The sequence below is a fragment of the Rapidithrix thailandica genome, from assembly GCF_039710355.1.
GTDB lineage: Bacteria > Bacteroidota > Bacteroidia > Cytophagales > Flammeovirgaceae > Rapidithrix > Rapidithrix thailandica.
Map to the genome: position 1 here is coordinate 43,580 of NZ_JBDKWZ010000017.1, position 14,136 is coordinate 57,715.

General features: G+C 41.9%; 14 protein-coding genes. 8 read left to right on the forward strand and 6 right to left on the reverse strand.

What is annotated here, in order from left to right; translation table 11 throughout:
- Positions 1-256: 256 nt before the first annotated feature.
- Both AAG747_RS23100 and AAG747_RS23105 read left to right on the forward strand, forming a co-directional pair.
- Positions 257-862, forward strand: coding sequence for a hypothetical protein (locus AAG747_RS23100; protein ID WP_346823611.1), 606 nt, complete (start codon positions 257-259; stop codon positions 860-862).
- A 47-nt stretch (positions 863-909) separates the two neighbouring features.
- Entirely contained in the window at positions 910-1,434 is a 525-nt protein-coding gene (locus AAG747_RS23105; protein WP_346823612.1) for a hypothetical protein, read from the forward strand.
- Between the two features lie 72 nt (positions 1,435-1,506).
- Here the strand turns inward: AAG747_RS23105 and AAG747_RS23110 are convergent, their stop codons facing one another.
- Positions 1,507-2,103: a Crp/Fnr family transcriptional regulator gene (locus AAG747_RS23110; protein ID WP_346823613.1), complete on the reverse strand. Its 597-nt coding sequence runs from the start codon at positions 2,101-2,103 to the stop codon at positions 1,507-1,509.
- 186 nt (positions 2,104-2,289) lie between these two features.
- Here AAG747_RS23110 and hmpA point away from each other — a divergent pair, with 186 nt between their 5' ends.
- Entirely contained in the window at positions 2,290-3,513 is a 1,224-nt protein-coding gene (hmpA, locus tag AAG747_RS23115; RefSeq protein WP_346823614.1) for an NO-inducible flavohemoprotein, read from the forward strand.
- Positions 3,514-3,620: 107 nt separating this feature from the next.
- On the opposite strand, the gene AAG747_RS23120 is transcribed toward hmpA, so the two are convergent.
- On the reverse strand, positions 3,621-5,627 hold the full coding sequence (locus AAG747_RS23120; RefSeq protein ID WP_346823615.1) for an alpha-ketoacid dehydrogenase subunit alpha/beta: 2,007 nt from the start codon (positions 5,625-5,627) through the stop codon (positions 3,621-3,623).
- A gap of 134 nt (positions 5,628-5,761) precedes the next feature.
- Here AAG747_RS23120 and AAG747_RS23125 point away from each other — a divergent pair, with 134 nt between their 5' ends.
- On the forward strand, positions 5,762-6,295 hold the full coding sequence (locus AAG747_RS23125; protein WP_346823616.1) for a GNAT family N-acetyltransferase: 534 nt from the start codon (positions 5,762-5,764) through the stop codon (positions 6,293-6,295).
- Between the two features lie 475 nt (positions 6,296-6,770).
- On the opposite strand, the gene AAG747_RS23130 is transcribed toward AAG747_RS23125, so the two are convergent.
- Together AAG747_RS23130 and AAG747_RS23135 are read right to left on the reverse strand one after the other, a co-directional pair.
- Positions 6,771-8,504, reverse strand: a complete 1,734-nt coding sequence (locus AAG747_RS23130; RefSeq protein ID WP_346823617.1) for a SulP family inorganic anion transporter — start codon at positions 8,502-8,504, stop codon at positions 6,771-6,773.
- A gap of 163 nt (positions 8,505-8,667) precedes the next feature.
- Positions 8,668-9,300, reverse strand: coding sequence for a Crp/Fnr family transcriptional regulator (locus AAG747_RS23135; protein WP_346823618.1), 633 nt, complete (start codon positions 9,298-9,300; stop codon positions 8,668-8,670).
- Between the two features lie 330 nt (positions 9,301-9,630).
- Between AAG747_RS23135 and hisB the strand changes: the two genes are divergently transcribed.
- Entirely contained in the window at positions 9,631-10,731 is a 1,101-nt protein-coding gene (gene hisB / locus AAG747_RS23140) for a bifunctional histidinol-phosphatase/imidazoleglycerol-phosphate dehydratase HisB (protein ID WP_346823619.1), read from the forward strand.
- Positions 10,732-10,829: 98 nt separating this feature from the next.
- On the forward strand, positions 10,830-11,375 hold the full coding sequence (locus AAG747_RS23145) for a DUF2911 domain-containing protein (RefSeq protein ID WP_346823620.1): 546 nt from the start codon (positions 10,830-10,832) through the stop codon (positions 11,373-11,375).
- A 97-nt stretch (positions 11,376-11,472) separates the two neighbouring features.
- Here the strand turns inward: AAG747_RS23145 and AAG747_RS23150 are convergent, their stop codons facing one another.
- The gene (locus AAG747_RS23150; protein WP_346823621.1) at positions 11,473-12,072 is read right to left on the reverse strand and encodes a tetratricopeptide repeat protein; all 600 of its coding nucleotides are present in this window, start codon (positions 12,070-12,072) and stop codon (positions 11,473-11,475) included.
- 275 nt (positions 12,073-12,347) lie between these two features.
- Positions 12,348-12,650 (reverse strand): FtsB family cell division protein, encoded by a 303-nt coding sequence (locus AAG747_RS23155; RefSeq protein ID WP_346823622.1) that lies wholly within the window; start codon positions 12,648-12,650, stop codon positions 12,348-12,350.
- 172 nt (positions 12,651-12,822) lie between these two features.
- On the opposite strand from AAG747_RS23155, the gene AAG747_RS23160 reads away from it, so the two are divergent.
- Entirely contained in the window at positions 12,823-13,182 is a 360-nt protein-coding gene (locus tag AAG747_RS23160; RefSeq protein WP_346823623.1) for a CoA-binding protein, read from the forward strand.
- 38 nt (positions 13,183-13,220) lie between these two features.
- Positions 13,221-14,123 carry a histone deacetylase family protein gene (locus tag AAG747_RS23165; protein WP_346823703.1) on the forward strand — a complete coding sequence of 301 codons (903 nt, stop codon included), beginning with the start codon at positions 13,221-13,223 and terminating at the stop codon, positions 14,121-14,123.
- Positions 14,124-14,136: the final 13 nt, after the last annotated feature.

Genomic DNA, 14,136 nt, shown 5'->3' on the forward strand with positions numbered 1-14,136 from the left:
AAAGAAATAGAATGACAGGGATAAACAAAAGGTTGATAAATGATTGAATGTGGCTTTTTGAAAACGATTGGGTATAAAGTGATTCTGTCTTTTTAAGAAAACCGGATTTTGATAAAAAAATGCTGCTTGCAAGAATAAGAAAGCTTGGAGAGCTTAAAACGAGGTATTTTTCCGGTGTGAAAAACAGACCGGTTATGATCTTCATTATTGAAACATATTTGCTATTATTGGTCTTCTTTACAAACCTATCTCCTAAATGATAAGATTATCGACAATGTTTATGACTTTTTTCTTGTGTACTTTATGCACCTATGCACAGGAATCTCCTACGTATTTAAAATTCAAGAAAAAGAGAGACTATTTTGAAGGATATATTCTTACCAAAGATTCTGTAAAGTACAAGGGCTTAATTCAGGACTTATTTTCGGAAAAAAAGAAGAAGGCCAATGAAGTAGTATTTATTACCAAAAAGGGGATGAAGCAAAAATATGGTCCGGAAGGATTACTTGAGTGCGGCTACTTATCCAAAATATTTGTATCGGATGAGAGCAGTTTTTATGAAGTGGTGCATAATGGTCCTCGCTTGGTTTTATACAGAAAGTATAATGTGTTTATTTATGGATATGGAGCAGGTCAACGATCATTACATGTGAGTGATAAAAAAGACTTTTATCTCAAAAAACGATCAGAAAAGAAATTTATAATTATCACAAAGAAAAACTTTACAAAAGAGCTAAGTGAATATTTGCAGGATTGTCAAGCTCTAATCTCCAAAATTAATAGCAAGACCTATACTTTTAACGATTTGGAGAAAGTCGTTAGAGATTATAATTGGTGTCGTTTTTTTCGAAATACGGATTAACCTCAGGTTTTACTACTTTTGTAAGACTATCATAAAATCCAAAACGTATGAGATTTTCAGCAATCGCAAGTTTACTCCTTGCCTTGGTGTGTACGGCTTGTTTTGAAAAAAACAGGGAAGCCAAACGGCAAAAAGCCGAGTTGGAATGCACCACCAAAACAAAGATCGATGGATTTAATATCCTTTTTATGGGCTATTTTCCGGAAGATGCCAGCGAAATAAATGTACGAATCAAAAGAGGAAACACATTGGTAAAACAGTATTCGGATACTATACCCTTGGTCATTGATGACTCCCTCCGCCACAGCAGGTGGTACCGTCTGAACCAGGAAATCCTTTTAACCGATACGGTTTTACTATCCATCGACAATGGAGAAACCAAAAAGGTGTATGATTTTGAATATACGGTGCGGCCTTTATTTACCATGTTGAGTCAAAACTGGGCATGCCTGTTTGATCGTTTGACGGTGGATGGCAGTGTAGAAGAGGGGGGAGCCGTTATATTTGAAAAAGAGGGCTGGAAGATACTGGACCGGGAAGATTTTGAGATATATTACAAACAAAAAAGATGAAAAACACATAGACCAAGCCGTTACAGGTATTCTCCTCTTTTCAGTATAAAACTTTCGTCCTCTAAACTTGCATTAATAATAAATTTTTCGTTTGACGATCCGGATAGTGCCTTTTTGTTGTAAGGCTTTGACCGTACGGATGACCGTTTCTACCCGGAGGCCTATCAAATCGGCAATTTGCTGCCGGGTGAGATCTACTTTAAAGGTAAAGGTGCCTTCTATCTGATAGACTTCTTCTTTTAGGTATCTCAACAAATTGAGAATGCTGTATTCCGGAGATTGGGAGGTGATACTGTTGGCGATAATGGCTTTGTAATAAAGCCGTTCGGAAAGACTTTTCATGATATCGATCAGTACATCCTGTTGGGCATGGATCATGTCAAAAAAGCGGTTTTTGGGAAGCCGGATCAATTGACTGTCTTTCAATGCAATGGCATTGGCCGGATAGGGTAGGTCATTGATTAAAGGAGGCTCCCCAAAGCTTTTTTTAAACCCGAAAATCCCTTGGATAAACTCATTGCCGTGGGCGTTGTAGTGGTTCATCTTTATTGCCCCTTCTTTGATTTGGAAATAGTACCGCGGAGAATCTCCTTTTCGGAAGATATACTCGCCTTTTTGAATTGTTAGTACCGAGGCTCCGTATTCCGACAATAATTCTTCACTGATCATACTACAAATTTCCGTAATAAAATATGGAAATACGCGGCTCTTCAAACTTATTTTGAAAGGTGAAAAATACCATTATGATTAGGATCATAAAAATAGGCTACCGGGACAAATAGATTTGCCAATATGAATTAAAAGCACTCAGAGACATTGGCTTGATTTTTTTGTTGAATTGTAAATTTTAATCCAATGGCAAGTACCAAAACGATACAAATCGTCAAACAGACAGAACCTGTGTTAGCCAAATACAAAGAGGACATTACCAGTACATTTTATAAAAACTTATTTGAGCAACACCCTGAGCTGAAAGATATTTTTAATATGACACATCAGGCAAATGGACTACAAGCCAAAGTGTTGGCCAATGCCATTTTCCATTATTCAAAATACATAGATCAATTGGAAATGCTGTCAGGTGCTGTAGAGCAAATTGCGCAAAAACATGCGAGTTTGGCAATTAGCCCTGAAATGTATGATATCGTAGGAGCAGGGTTGTTAGAAGCCATCAAAGAGGTGTTAGGCGAAGCAGCCACTCCGGAAATTATCGAAGCCTGGGCGGAAGCTTATGGAGACCTGGCGGGTATTTTTATTCAAAGAGAAGAACAAATTTATAAAGACTTTGAAGTCAAGCCCGGGGGGTGGAGAGGTTATAAGTCGTATGCCGTAGTGAAGAAGGAGGTGGAGAGCGAAACCATTACGTCTTTTTATCTGAAACCTTGTGATGGCAAAGGCTGCCCGGAGTTTCTTCCCGGTCAATATATTTCCGTACGGGTTAAAGGTGATGCCCATAGCCACACACGCAATTATAGTTTGTCTGACTCCCCGGGTAAGGATTATTTAAGGATAAGTATTAAAAAAGAACCGGCCGTAAAAGACTTTGCTCAAGGGGTAGTTTCCAATTACTTCCATAAAGAAGTGGAAGAAGGAAGTTTGATCAATCTGGGAATTCCTTCCGGAGAATTCACCTTGAAGCCCGGAGATAAACCTGTGGTGTTGTTGAGCGGTGGAGTAGGAGTGACTCCTTTAATGAGTATGTTAAATGCCTTGATGGAGCAAGGAAAAAGAACTGTATATTTTTTACATGCCGCTAAGAATAGCGGTACCCATGCGTTTGCTTCTCATGTACGGCAGTTGAGTGACCAGTCCGGACTGCTAAAAAGTTATGTATTTTATGACGAGCCTTTGGAAAAAGACCTTTGTGGAAAGGATTATGACTATCAAGGATTGGTGAGCGAGACCGTATTGCGAAGTATTTTACCTTCTGTAGAAATGGATTTTTACTTTTGCGGCCCTACTCCTTTTATGCAAAATATTTTAAGTATACTCCGGGAATTAGGCGTAGCGGAATCCAACATTCATTACGAATTTTTCGGTCCTTCGGAAGAGCTGAATGCCGTGCCTTCTGTGGAATAAAATCTCTGAGAGGCTTATAAAAAAATCTCTTGTTCATCTATTGTGAACAAGAGATTTTTATCTGTTTTGAAACCGCAACAACAAATTTGACGGAACCGGTTCTTGTTTCAATATTCCCGTAAGGTTTTGAGTTTTTCGCGGATACGGTTTTTCGGTAAAAAATTTTCTTCCAGGTTTTTGGAAAAGGGAACCGGAGTATCCAGGCTGCCTTCGCGCATTACCGGGGCATCCAGCCATTGAAAACAATTTTCACCGATCCAGGCGGCAATTTCACTTCCAATGCCTCCAGTCAGACAGTCTTCATGACAAACCAATACTTTATTGGTTTTGCGAACACTTTCCATCACCGCTTCTTTGTCCCAGGGCAGCAAGGTACGTAAATCCAGGATATCGGCTGCAATGCCCAGCGCTTGCGTAAGTTCCAGCGCCCAGTGTACCCCCATACCATAGGTAATCACCGAAAGCTCATCTCCTTGAGCAACTAAGCGGGCTTTACCGATTGGCAGGTTGTAATAGCCTTCGGATACGCTTTCAGTCATAGAACGATACAAGGCTTTGTGTTCAAAATAAAGTACGGGATTGGGATCTTCGAAGGCAGCGGTCAAAAGCCCTTTGGCATCCTCCGGAGAAGACGGGTATACGATTTTCAAACCGGGCGTATGAAAAAACCATGCTTCGTTGGATTGGGAGTGATAAGGGCCGGCACCCACGCCCGCACCGGTAGGCATCCGGATCACGACATTGGCCTTTTCGCCCCAACGGTAATGGGATTTTGCCAGGTTGTTGACAATTTGGTTAAACCCGCAAGAGACAAAATCCGCAAATTGCATTTCGACCATGGATCTGTGGCCCGAAATGGACAGTCCCAGACTCAAACCTAAAATGCCGGATTCGCACAAGGGAGTGTTGCGTACCCGTTGTTTGCCAAATTCTTCCACAAACCCTTTGGTTATTTTGAACACACCTCCGTACTCAGCAATGTCTTGTCCCATCAGTATTAAGTTGGGAAAACGTTTCATACTTTCATAAAGCCCTTCCGTAATTGCATCAACAAAGCGAATTTCTTTCTTTTGAGTAGCGAAGGGCACCGGGATATAGTGAAAAGGGGCGTAACAGTCTTGTAGCTCTTTGGTGGTATGGGCCGGTGGTAAGGGTTCGGCAAAAGCTTCTTGTAAAGCTTCGGCGATTTCGGATTTGATTTGCCGGCTGGTTTCTTCTTTTTGCGAAAGGGTTAATGCTCCTTGGTTGAACAGGTATTCTTCATAGCGAAGTACCGGGTCTTTTTCTTGCCATTTTTCAAATAATTCCTGAGGGACATAGGCGGTGCCGGAGGCTTCTTCATGTCCTCGCATGCGAAAGGTCATGGCTTCGATCAGTACCGGACGGGGATTTTCCAGGATGCTTTTCCTGTAGTGTGAAACGGTATGGTATACCTCCAGTATATTGTTGCCATCAATTTGGACAGCATCCATTCCATAACCAATGCCTTTGTCAACCAAGGAGGTACAACGATATTGCTCCTTGGTAGGAGTGGAAAGACCGTACCCGTTGTTTTCAACCAAAAAAATGACAGGCAGGCCCCATACGGCAGCAATGTTCATGGCCTCGTGAAATTCGCCTTCGGAAGTGGCCCCCTCACCGGTAAACGCCAAGGTGACCTTGGGAGCCCCTTTAAGTAAACTGCCCAAGGCGATGCCATTGGCAACAGAAAGCTGCGTGGCCAGGTGTGAGATCATACCAACGATATGGTGTTGTTTGCTGCCAAAGTGAAAGGAACGGTCCCGGCCTTGCGTAAAGCCTGAAGTTTTCCCTTGAAACTGTCCGAATAATTGCCTGAGTTTTACCTCCCGGGAGGTAAACACGCCCAGGTTCCGGTGCATAGGAAGAATGTACTCATCCGCTGCCATGGCCTCTGTAGCGCCCACGGCAATGGCTTCTTGCCCGATGCCTGCAAACCATTTGCTGATTTTTCCTTGCCGGAGGGTTTTGAGCATTTTTTCTTCAATCATCCGGGGCTTTATAAGGGCCTTGTACAGCCGGAGTAAAGTGGCAGCCTCATAGGAATATTTTTCAAAATTAACGGGTAGTGGGACGGTTGTGTTTGAGCTGTTCATTGGTAGAAGTGCTAAGTTTAGGAAGAAAAAGAATATACTTCTTTTTACTGAGAATTCCTGTAAATTAGAAGTGGTAATCAGGTGTTTTTACTGAAATTTGAAGGTACGGAAAAATCAATGAAGAAAAAAGTCATATGATACTTCAAATAACTCTGGATCTTCGACTCCGGCCGCTTTGTTTTGAGGACCACCGGGAAATGGCGCGGCTGGCGAACAACCGGAAAATCTGGCGGAATTTACGGGATTTGTTTCCTTCTCCTTATACCGAGGAGGATGCCAAAGAATTTATTGCGATTTATCAAGGGGAACGAATGCCTCCTACGTTTGCTATTGAGTATCAAGGCAACTTTGCCGGTGTGGTAGGCCTGGTCCCTCAGTCGGATGTATATAAAAAAACTGCCGAAGTCGGTTATTGGTTGGGAGAGCCGTATTGGGGAAAAGGTATCATGACTCAGGTGGTAAAGCAAATTGTACGGTATGGCTTTGAACAATTGGGCTTCTTACGTATATTCACCGGCGTTTTTGCTTATAACCTGGCCTCACAACATGTACTGGAAAAGGCGGGTTTTGTGAAAGAAGCGGTGTTTAAGAACGCCATCTTTAAAGACGGACAGGTTACTGATGAGGTGAGATATGGAATTTGGAAAGAAAGCGATATCTCCGAATAAAAAACTCCGGTAGCCAGTAGAGCCCCGGAGTTAGTATTTTATTTAATTTAGCCGATTATATAATTGTTAATAGATGTGGTTCAACGTTTGGCGTAATGTTATGATGAATACTTAAAAAGATACCGTCAGTGTTTTGGGGCTGCCTCTTGCAGTTCAGCTCTTGCACTGACGGTACTACATCAATAAAACATTAACATTCTCATAAGTATCCCCCCTTCATAGCTGGTTAAAAGTTTGACGATCTTCGAATATTAAGTATAGTTGGAAGTGTCAGGGTTTGATACTTTTTAAAACAAAAAACACTTGCATTCTTCTGCTTTCATAAATAAGACAGCCCAAAACCTCGGAAAGACAATTTGCTCTACGTTAAATTATGTTAAAAGTCTAAAGTGTGGAGTGTTTTGGCTAGAAAAACAGCTTGAAGTTGATGCGTATTGTTGCATGAGGAAGCACTCGCCTTTAAAACCGTACCCTGTTATTTTTTATGGGTATTGGTCTGTAAGGCAAGTTTTTGTTTTTCACTAAGGGGGGCGCTGACATGGTGATCAAAGTGATCGATGGCATCCTGAATATTCATAAATACGGCATCTTTGCCAATTAACTCAATCAGACCACTTTTAAAAAATACATCTCTGACAGGACCAATTACTTTGGAAAAGTAAATACGGATCCCTTGATGTTGCAAATCTTTGACCAACTCTTTCAACATAAACACAGCACTGGAATCCAAGGCGCTGATAGGCTCAGCATGGAGGATGATCAGGCGGAGCTTCCCTTCTTTTTTTTCAAGCAATTGATAAATCCGGTCTCTGAAATAATTAGCATTGGCAAAATAGATAGGAGCGTCAAAGCGGAAGACCAGAAGATCTTCCCGTTCCAAGGCCTCCGGGTAGCGATCCACATTGCGGTAGTAGTCGGTGGTGCCGATTTTTCCCAGGACGGCAGTATGCGGATAAGCGCTGCGGTAAATAACCATTGCCAATGACAAAACCACCCCGGTGGCAATACCTTCCTTTATACCAAAGGTCAAAGTAACCACAAAGGTCAAAGCGAGCATAAAAAAATCGGTCCGGTCACTTTCCCATAAGTTTTTCGCTTCTTTAAAATCTATCAAACCCCAGACGGACACTATAATGATAGCTGCTAAAACGGATTGAGGTAAATAATAGAACAATGGGGTTAAAAACAATAGTGTTAAGGCTACTACAGCGGCACTGATCAAAGAGGCTATTCCGGTTTTTGCTCCTGCCTGGTCATTGACAGCCGAGCGGGAAAAACCTCCGGTAGTTGGAAATGCCTTAAAAAAAGAGCCGGTTATATTGGCCATTCCCAAGGCGATGAGCTCTTGATTCGGGACGATTTCGTAACTTTTGTGTTTCGCTTGCAAGGCTTTGGCCACCGAGATGGCTTCCATAAAAGCGATGATGGCAATGGTAACGGCAATGGGAAATAGTTGTGTGAGGTTTTCCCATTGTAAATTGGGGAGGCTGGGAGAGGGAAGTCCTTTGGGCACATCTCCTACAATGGCAAGACCATAAGTTTGTAAGTGAAAGGCATACACCAGTATACTCCCGGTAACAACGGCCAGAACGGCTCCGGGTAATGAAGGGGCCACTTTTTTAAGTAATCTGATCAAGAAAATAGCCCCAAGTCCTAGCAAGAAAGTCGGCCAGTGAATATGAGATATGTGTTCGAATAAGTAGGTGACAATGACATGCACCTGATTACTTCGAGGCATTTCGATGCCCAACAAATGTTTCAACTGGCTCATCCCGATGATGATGGCTGCGGCTGAAGTAAATCCGCTGATGACGGGCCGGGAGAGAAAGTTGACCAAAAAGCCCAAACGTAAGATTCCTAAAGTCAACTGAATGGCTCCTACCATCAGGGCCAGTGTAATGGCTAATTGAATATAATTGTCCGAACCGAGCACTGCCAGTTGTCCAACCCCTGCCGCGATCAGTAAGGAGTCCGTAGCGATCGGAGCAACGGAAAGTTGGCGGGAAGTGCCCAGAAGAGCATAAATTCCAAGGGGAAATAAAGAAGCGTATAATCCGTAAATGGGGGGCATACCGGCTAACATTGCATAGGCCATTCCTTGTGGAATTAATAGTATGCCCACGGTCAATCCGGCACTGACATCTCCTTTTAAATTCCCTTTTTGATAGCGTGGTAACCAGTCTAGTATAGGGATGAATTTCTTCAGCATAATTTATTCTCTTGCTCAGGTACCCTGCAAAGGTAGTGGGAGGACAGAGCCAGGTCAGTAACTTTTGTTACAAAGTAGGGAGTTGGTTTTGACCGGTGACAAGACACTTTTTCCTAAGTGCCTTAGCTTCCTATGGTTATAGGATTTAAACTTTGTAAAAGAACTATAGTTTTAATAATTCGAGTTTATTTCTGGAAAGCCGGATATACCCCTGTTTTTCCAACTGTTTTAGCAACCTGGAAATCACCACTCTGGAAGTGTTGAGTTCATAAGCAATTTCCTGATGCGTGTAATGGATTGTGGTGCTTTTGATGACCATCGCCTTGTCCTTGAGGTATTTCAACAGCCTTTCATCCATCTTTTTGAATGCGATGCTATCAATCGTTTCGAGCATTTCATCCAAACGGAGATTATACGATTGAAAAATAAACCTTCGCCAGGAAGGGTACAGGGTGAGCCAGTGATCCATATAATGTGTCGGAATCATCATTAACTCGGTATTGTCTTCGGCTACGGCCCGGATTTCACTTTTCTTTTGTGCAATACAACAGGTAAGCGACATGGCACAGGTATCCCCTCCTTCCAGGTAATATAAAAATAGCTCATTGCCTTGTGCATCTTCCCGGATAATTTTGATGGCCCCGGTCAATAACAAAGGAATGCTTTTAATATAATCTCCCACTTCTATAAGTACCGTTCCTTGAGGGATTTTACGGTATTGAGCCACCTTGTTGATTTCTTCTATCAACTTTTCTTCAAACAGAGTCCCATAGTATTCCCGAAGCAACTCGATCATAATTTTACAATTTAAGGCTTTTATAACAGCTTGTTTGGCGATTTGCCTATCAAAGATATTCAAGGGCCGGAGGATTTGCAATGCTATGCCCGGAGCTTAGAACTCTCACAAGGGATACACAAGCGGGTGCTTGCCCTTTGCTTTTCTTCGTGTATTTTTGTAAGTATGCCGGTTGGAAGGATTTATCTGTACGGATATTCACAAAGTTTTTTTCCGGAGGGGTTCCATGAATTCTTGTTGATAGCCATCCGAAAATTTTGTTTATCTGCTTACCTTTCAAGGAATTGACAAAAGAACGTCCATGCCGGAGGAAAAACGAAAAGTAATAGTATGAAAAAGAGAGTTTTATTTATTGATCGTGACGGTACGATTATCGTAGAGCCACCCGTGGACTTTCAGGTGGATTCCTTGGAAAAATTGGAGTTTTTTCCCGGGGCAATTACCAATTTGCATAAAATTGCCAAAGAACTGGATTATGAATTGGTTATGGTGACCAATCAAGACGGCTTGGGGACTGCCTCCTTCCCTGAGGATACGTTTTGGCCAGCGCAAAATAAAATGCTGAAAATCTTGGAGAACGAGGGGATAGAGTTTACAAAAATTCATGTCGATCGCAGTTTCGAAGAAGACAATGCTCCCACCCGGAAACCTCGTACAGGGATGCTTACGGAATACTTTGATGCCGAAAAGTACGATTTGGCGAATTCCTATGTAATTGGTGACCGGCCTACTGATGTCGAATTGGCTAAAAACCTGGGCGCACAGGCCATTTTCCTTGCGGAGGAAGCACATACAGAGGCCGCGCTAACAACATTAGACTGGGCGGAAATTTACCGTTTCCTGAAATTGCCGGCCCGGAGTGCTACGGTACACAGGGTAACCAAAGAAACGGATATTTATATACACCTGAATCTGGATGGAAATGGTAAAAGTGAGATCAGTACCGGCTTAGGCTTTTTTGACCATATGTTGGATCAGCTTTCCAGACACTCAGGTGCGGATTTGGAAATTAAAGTAAAGGGCGACCTTCAGATTGATGAACACCATACCATTGAAGATACGGCCTTGGCTTTGGGCGAAACGTATTTTAAAGCCTTGGGAGATAAGAAAGGCATTACCCGTTATGGTTTCCTCTTACCAATGGACGATGCCCTGGCACAAGTGGCCATTGACTTTTCGGGGAGAAGCTGGCTGGTATGGGATGCGGAGTTTAAAAGAGAAAAAATCGGTGAAATGCCCACAGAAATGTTTTACCATTTCTTTAAATCCTTCTCTGATACGGCTAAGTGCAACCTCAATATTAAAGTAGAAGGGGATAACGAACACCATAAAATCGAGGCCATATTTAAAGCTTTGGCCAAAGCAATTAAAATGGCGGTAACCAGAGATATTGCAAACAATCAGGTGCCTTCTACCAAAGGTGTATTGTAAAAACTAAACACCGGGAACAGAAGGAGAGGAGGGACATGGTGACAAACTAGTGCTCCGTCTTTCTGTTTCTTTATCTTTCAAAACCCTTATTAAGATTTATGGCGAGAGTATTTGGTTTATTGATCCTGATCAGTGGCTTTTTGTGTCAAGTTGTAATAGCGCAAGAATTTGAAACAAAACCCCGGAAATACCCGGTAGGAATGAGTAATTATAAAGAAGGGGGGAATTACATAAAGGTGACTTACGGCAGGCCCAAGCTCCGGTATGAACGAAGCCTTACTTTTGGGTACAATGTGCCCTATGGAAAAATTTGGCGGACAGGAGCGGACGATGCTACGGAAATTACCTTTTCTCAACGGGTAAAACTATTTGATCAGGAATTGGAACCGGGGACGTATACCTTGTTCACCATTCCGGACCAGGAAACCTGGACGGTCATTTTAAACAGTGAACCGGGACAGTGGGGCTTATACAAATATGACCCGGCAAAGGATGTGTTGAGGCAGGAAGTCCCCTTGTACAAGCCGCCAAAAGTATTTCAAGAGTTTACCATCCATATGCAAAAATCGGAGAAGGGTGTGGACATTGTCGTCTTGTATGAACGGATTTCTATTCGCCTGCCTGTAGAATTTATCGAAGAGTAAAAACGAAAAGCCTGTGAATAAACCATCACAGGCTTTTTGACGGATTCGCTTGAACTGAGTTCGCTTGATTAAAAACATCAGTTAAGCAGGCCCGCTGTTATTTACAATACTTTTGAATGGCATCGTTGGCATTCTTCTCTCCCAGGTTCAATGCCTTTTGCAAATCGGCACAACCTTTTTCTTGTTTCTTTGCCTGTATGTTGATCACCCCCCGGTACAAATAGGCCCCGCCTAAGTTTTTGTTATAGCGGATTGCGTTGTTAAAATTTTCCAAAGCAGGGCGAAATTCCCCCTTCTGATAATGGGCCCTTCCCATAATGAAATAAGCTTCGGCATGATTGTTTTTTAAATTCAAAACCGATTGCATATTACTGACAACGGCATCGTATTTCTTTAATTTAAAATTGATCATACCCATCCCCATAAAATAACTGGTTTCATTCGGGTTGATCTGAGCCGCTTGCTTAAAGTCTTCGTAGGCTTCTTCGAGTTGCCCTTGTTCTTCATAAGCCCGGCCCCGGTTGTAAAAAGTCTCTCCGTCTTTTGGGTGTTCTTGGATGTAATCAGTATAAGCTGAGATGGCTTTGTCGTACTGTCCGGAATGAAAGAATTCATCCCCTTGCTCTGTTTGGTTTTTACTGCAACCAAACAGCACTATGGCAGTGATAAACACTGCGATTTTGGTTAAATAATCCATAAAGTGATAGTGGTATGAATTTAATGTTGAAAAAACTGATTGCAAAATTAAAGAGAATAGAGGCGATTGGAAAATATATTCAAAGCCCTGTAGAAAGGATAAATAGAAATGATTGTTTTCAAACAGCTGATTATTAGTTGCTTATATATGCTTTAGGGGTAGTATTATAGAAATGTTAAAATACTATAAAAAGCACGGCAAATTTTAATAAAGAAAGAAGCATCGGTAAAATCAGGGTTTTCAAGGGAAGGCTTAATGATTGGGAGAGAGGCTGATTATTCGGATTCTAACAGGTAAATTTTTTCTCCTTTCTTTTTAAAAAGGTACTTCTCCCGGGCAAATTTTTCCAATTCAGACGGATCACTATTTAACTCTTTTAAGTTTTTGTGCATCTCTTCAATACCTTGTTGGTAAAAGGCTTTTTCACTTTCCAATTCTTCAATACTTTTATCCAGTTTCCTTTGGTTGGTCAGACTATTGGAATCAAAGAAAATCATCCATACCAAAAACGATACCCCTATTAAGAAGTAGAAGTTTTTGATAATGCGAAGCAGAATATTGGAGCTTTGTGATTTCATACTACGAAGATAGAGATTATTTCCTATTATTTCCATATTTCTGAGAACACTGCCAATCCACTGCAAAGCAAAATAACACAGAGTGAAAATTTCGGCAATAGTAGCTACCTTTGAAGAGCATTTAAACAATCAATGAACGCCATAGATTGTTTTCAACATCAAAGGACAAAAGATGAAAAGAACCTTAATATTAGGTGCATCCCCCAATATCAATCGCTACGCTTACAAAGCGGCCCATATGTTAAAAGAATACGGGCATGAAATTGTAAATGTAGGCATCAAAAAAGGAGAGTTGGCAGGGGAAAAAATTCACAACCATAAAGCTGTTTTTCAAGGGGTGGATACGGTTACATTATATATCGGAGCGCAGCACCAGCCAGAGTGGTATACCTATATCTTGGAAACCAAACCTAAACGTCTGATTTTTAACCCGGGAACCGAAAATCCCGAATTGGCTTCCTTGGCAGATGCGCATGATATTGAAACACTGCAGGCTTGTACATTAGTGATGTTATCTGTGGGAAATTATTGATTTGGGCTTTTTTAAGCCCGGCCTTCTATTGATCTATGATGCTTAAAATAGCCTATTCATCCATATACCGGCACCCACTGCCCGATGAACACCGTTTTCCGATGATTAAATACGAACTGTTGCCAGAGCAATTGTTGTATGAAGGGACGGTAAATGAGGAGAATTTTTTCGAGCCGGGAGCCATCAGTGAGTCTCTTATCATTTTGTCGCATGAGGCTGATTACTGGCAACGTTTGCGCAATTTGCAATTGACCCGGAAAGAGGAGATACGCACGGGCTTTCCCCATTCGAAAGAGCTCATAGACCGGGAGCAAGTGATTTGCGAAGGGACACTGCAATGTGCCCTTTATGCTTTGGAGTATGGGGTTGCCATGAATATTGCCGGAGGAACACATCATGCATTTACGGATAGGGGGGAGGGGTTTTGTTTGTTAAATGATATTGCCATTGCCGCCAATTATCTTTTAAAATATCACCATATAAATAAAGTATTGGTAGTAGACCTGGATGTACATCAGGGAAATGGCACAGCTCAAATTTTTCAGGACAATCCCCAAGTATTTACTTTCAGTATGCATGGAGAGCGGAATTATCCATTACAAAAAGAGCGGTCGGATTTGGATATCGGTTTGCCGGATGGTACGGACGATCGCGCTTATTTGAAAGTTCTTTCTTATCAACTACCTAAACTGATAGAAGAAGTAGCCCCTGAATTTGTCTTTTTTCAATCAGGTGTGGATGTATTGGCCTCCGACCGTCTGGGTAAATTATCCTTGACGGTTCAAGGGTGTAAGGAGCGGGACCGTATTGTGTTGGAAGCTTGTAAAACGAACCGGATTCCGGTGATGGCAAGCATGGGAGGTGGGTACTCCAGTAAAGTGAGTCATATTGTAGAAGCCCACGCCAATACCTACCGTTTGGCCCAGTTTTATTATTTTTAGCCTTTATACTAAA

Coding starts and splice junctions, on each gene's coding strand:
- AAG747_RS23150 (WP_346823621.1), bottom strand. CDS start 12,072: ATGGATTATTTAACCAAAATCGCAGTGTTTATCACTGCCATAGTGCTG.
- AAG747_RS23105 (WP_346823612.1), top strand. CDS start 910: ATGAGATTTTCAGCAATCGCAAGTTTACTCCTTGCCTTGGTGTGTACG.
- AAG747_RS23125 (WP_346823616.1), top strand. CDS start 5,762: ATGATACTTCAAATAACTCTGGATCTTCGACTCCGGCCGCTTTGTTTT.
- AAG747_RS23160 (WP_346823623.1), top strand. CDS start 12,823: ATGAAAAGAACCTTAATATTAGGTGCATCCCCCAATATCAATCGCTAC.
- AAG747_RS23155 (WP_346823622.1), bottom strand. CDS start 12,650: ATGAAATCACAAAGCTCCAATATTCTGCTTCGCATTATCAAAAACTTC.
- AAG747_RS23130 (WP_346823617.1), bottom strand. CDS start 8,504: ATGCTGAAGAAATTCATCCCTATACTAGACTGGTTACCACGCTATCAA.
- AAG747_RS23145 (WP_346823620.1), top strand. CDS start 10,830: ATGGCGAGAGTATTTGGTTTATTGATCCTGATCAGTGGCTTTTTGTGT.
- AAG747_RS23120 (WP_346823615.1), bottom strand. CDS start 5,627: ATGAACAGCTCAAACACAACCGTCCCACTACCCGTTAATTTTGAAAAA.
- AAG747_RS23165 (WP_346823703.1), top strand. CDS start 13,221: ATGCTTAAAATAGCCTATTCATCCATATACCGGCACCCACTGCCCGAT.
- hisB (WP_346823619.1), top strand. CDS start 9,631: ATGAAAAAGAGAGTTTTATTTATTGATCGTGACGGTACGATTATCGTA.
- AAG747_RS23110 (WP_346823613.1), bottom strand. CDS start 2,103: ATGATCAGTGAAGAATTATTGTCGGAATACGGAGCCTCGGTACTAACA.
- hmpA (WP_346823614.1), top strand. CDS start 2,290: ATGGCAAGTACCAAAACGATACAAATCGTCAAACAGACAGAACCTGTG.
- AAG747_RS23135 (WP_346823618.1), bottom strand. CDS start 9,300: ATGATCGAGTTGCTTCGGGAATACTATGGGACTCTGTTTGAAGAAAAG.
- AAG747_RS23100 (WP_346823611.1), top strand. CDS start 257: ATGATAAGATTATCGACAATGTTTATGACTTTTTTCTTGTGTACTTTA.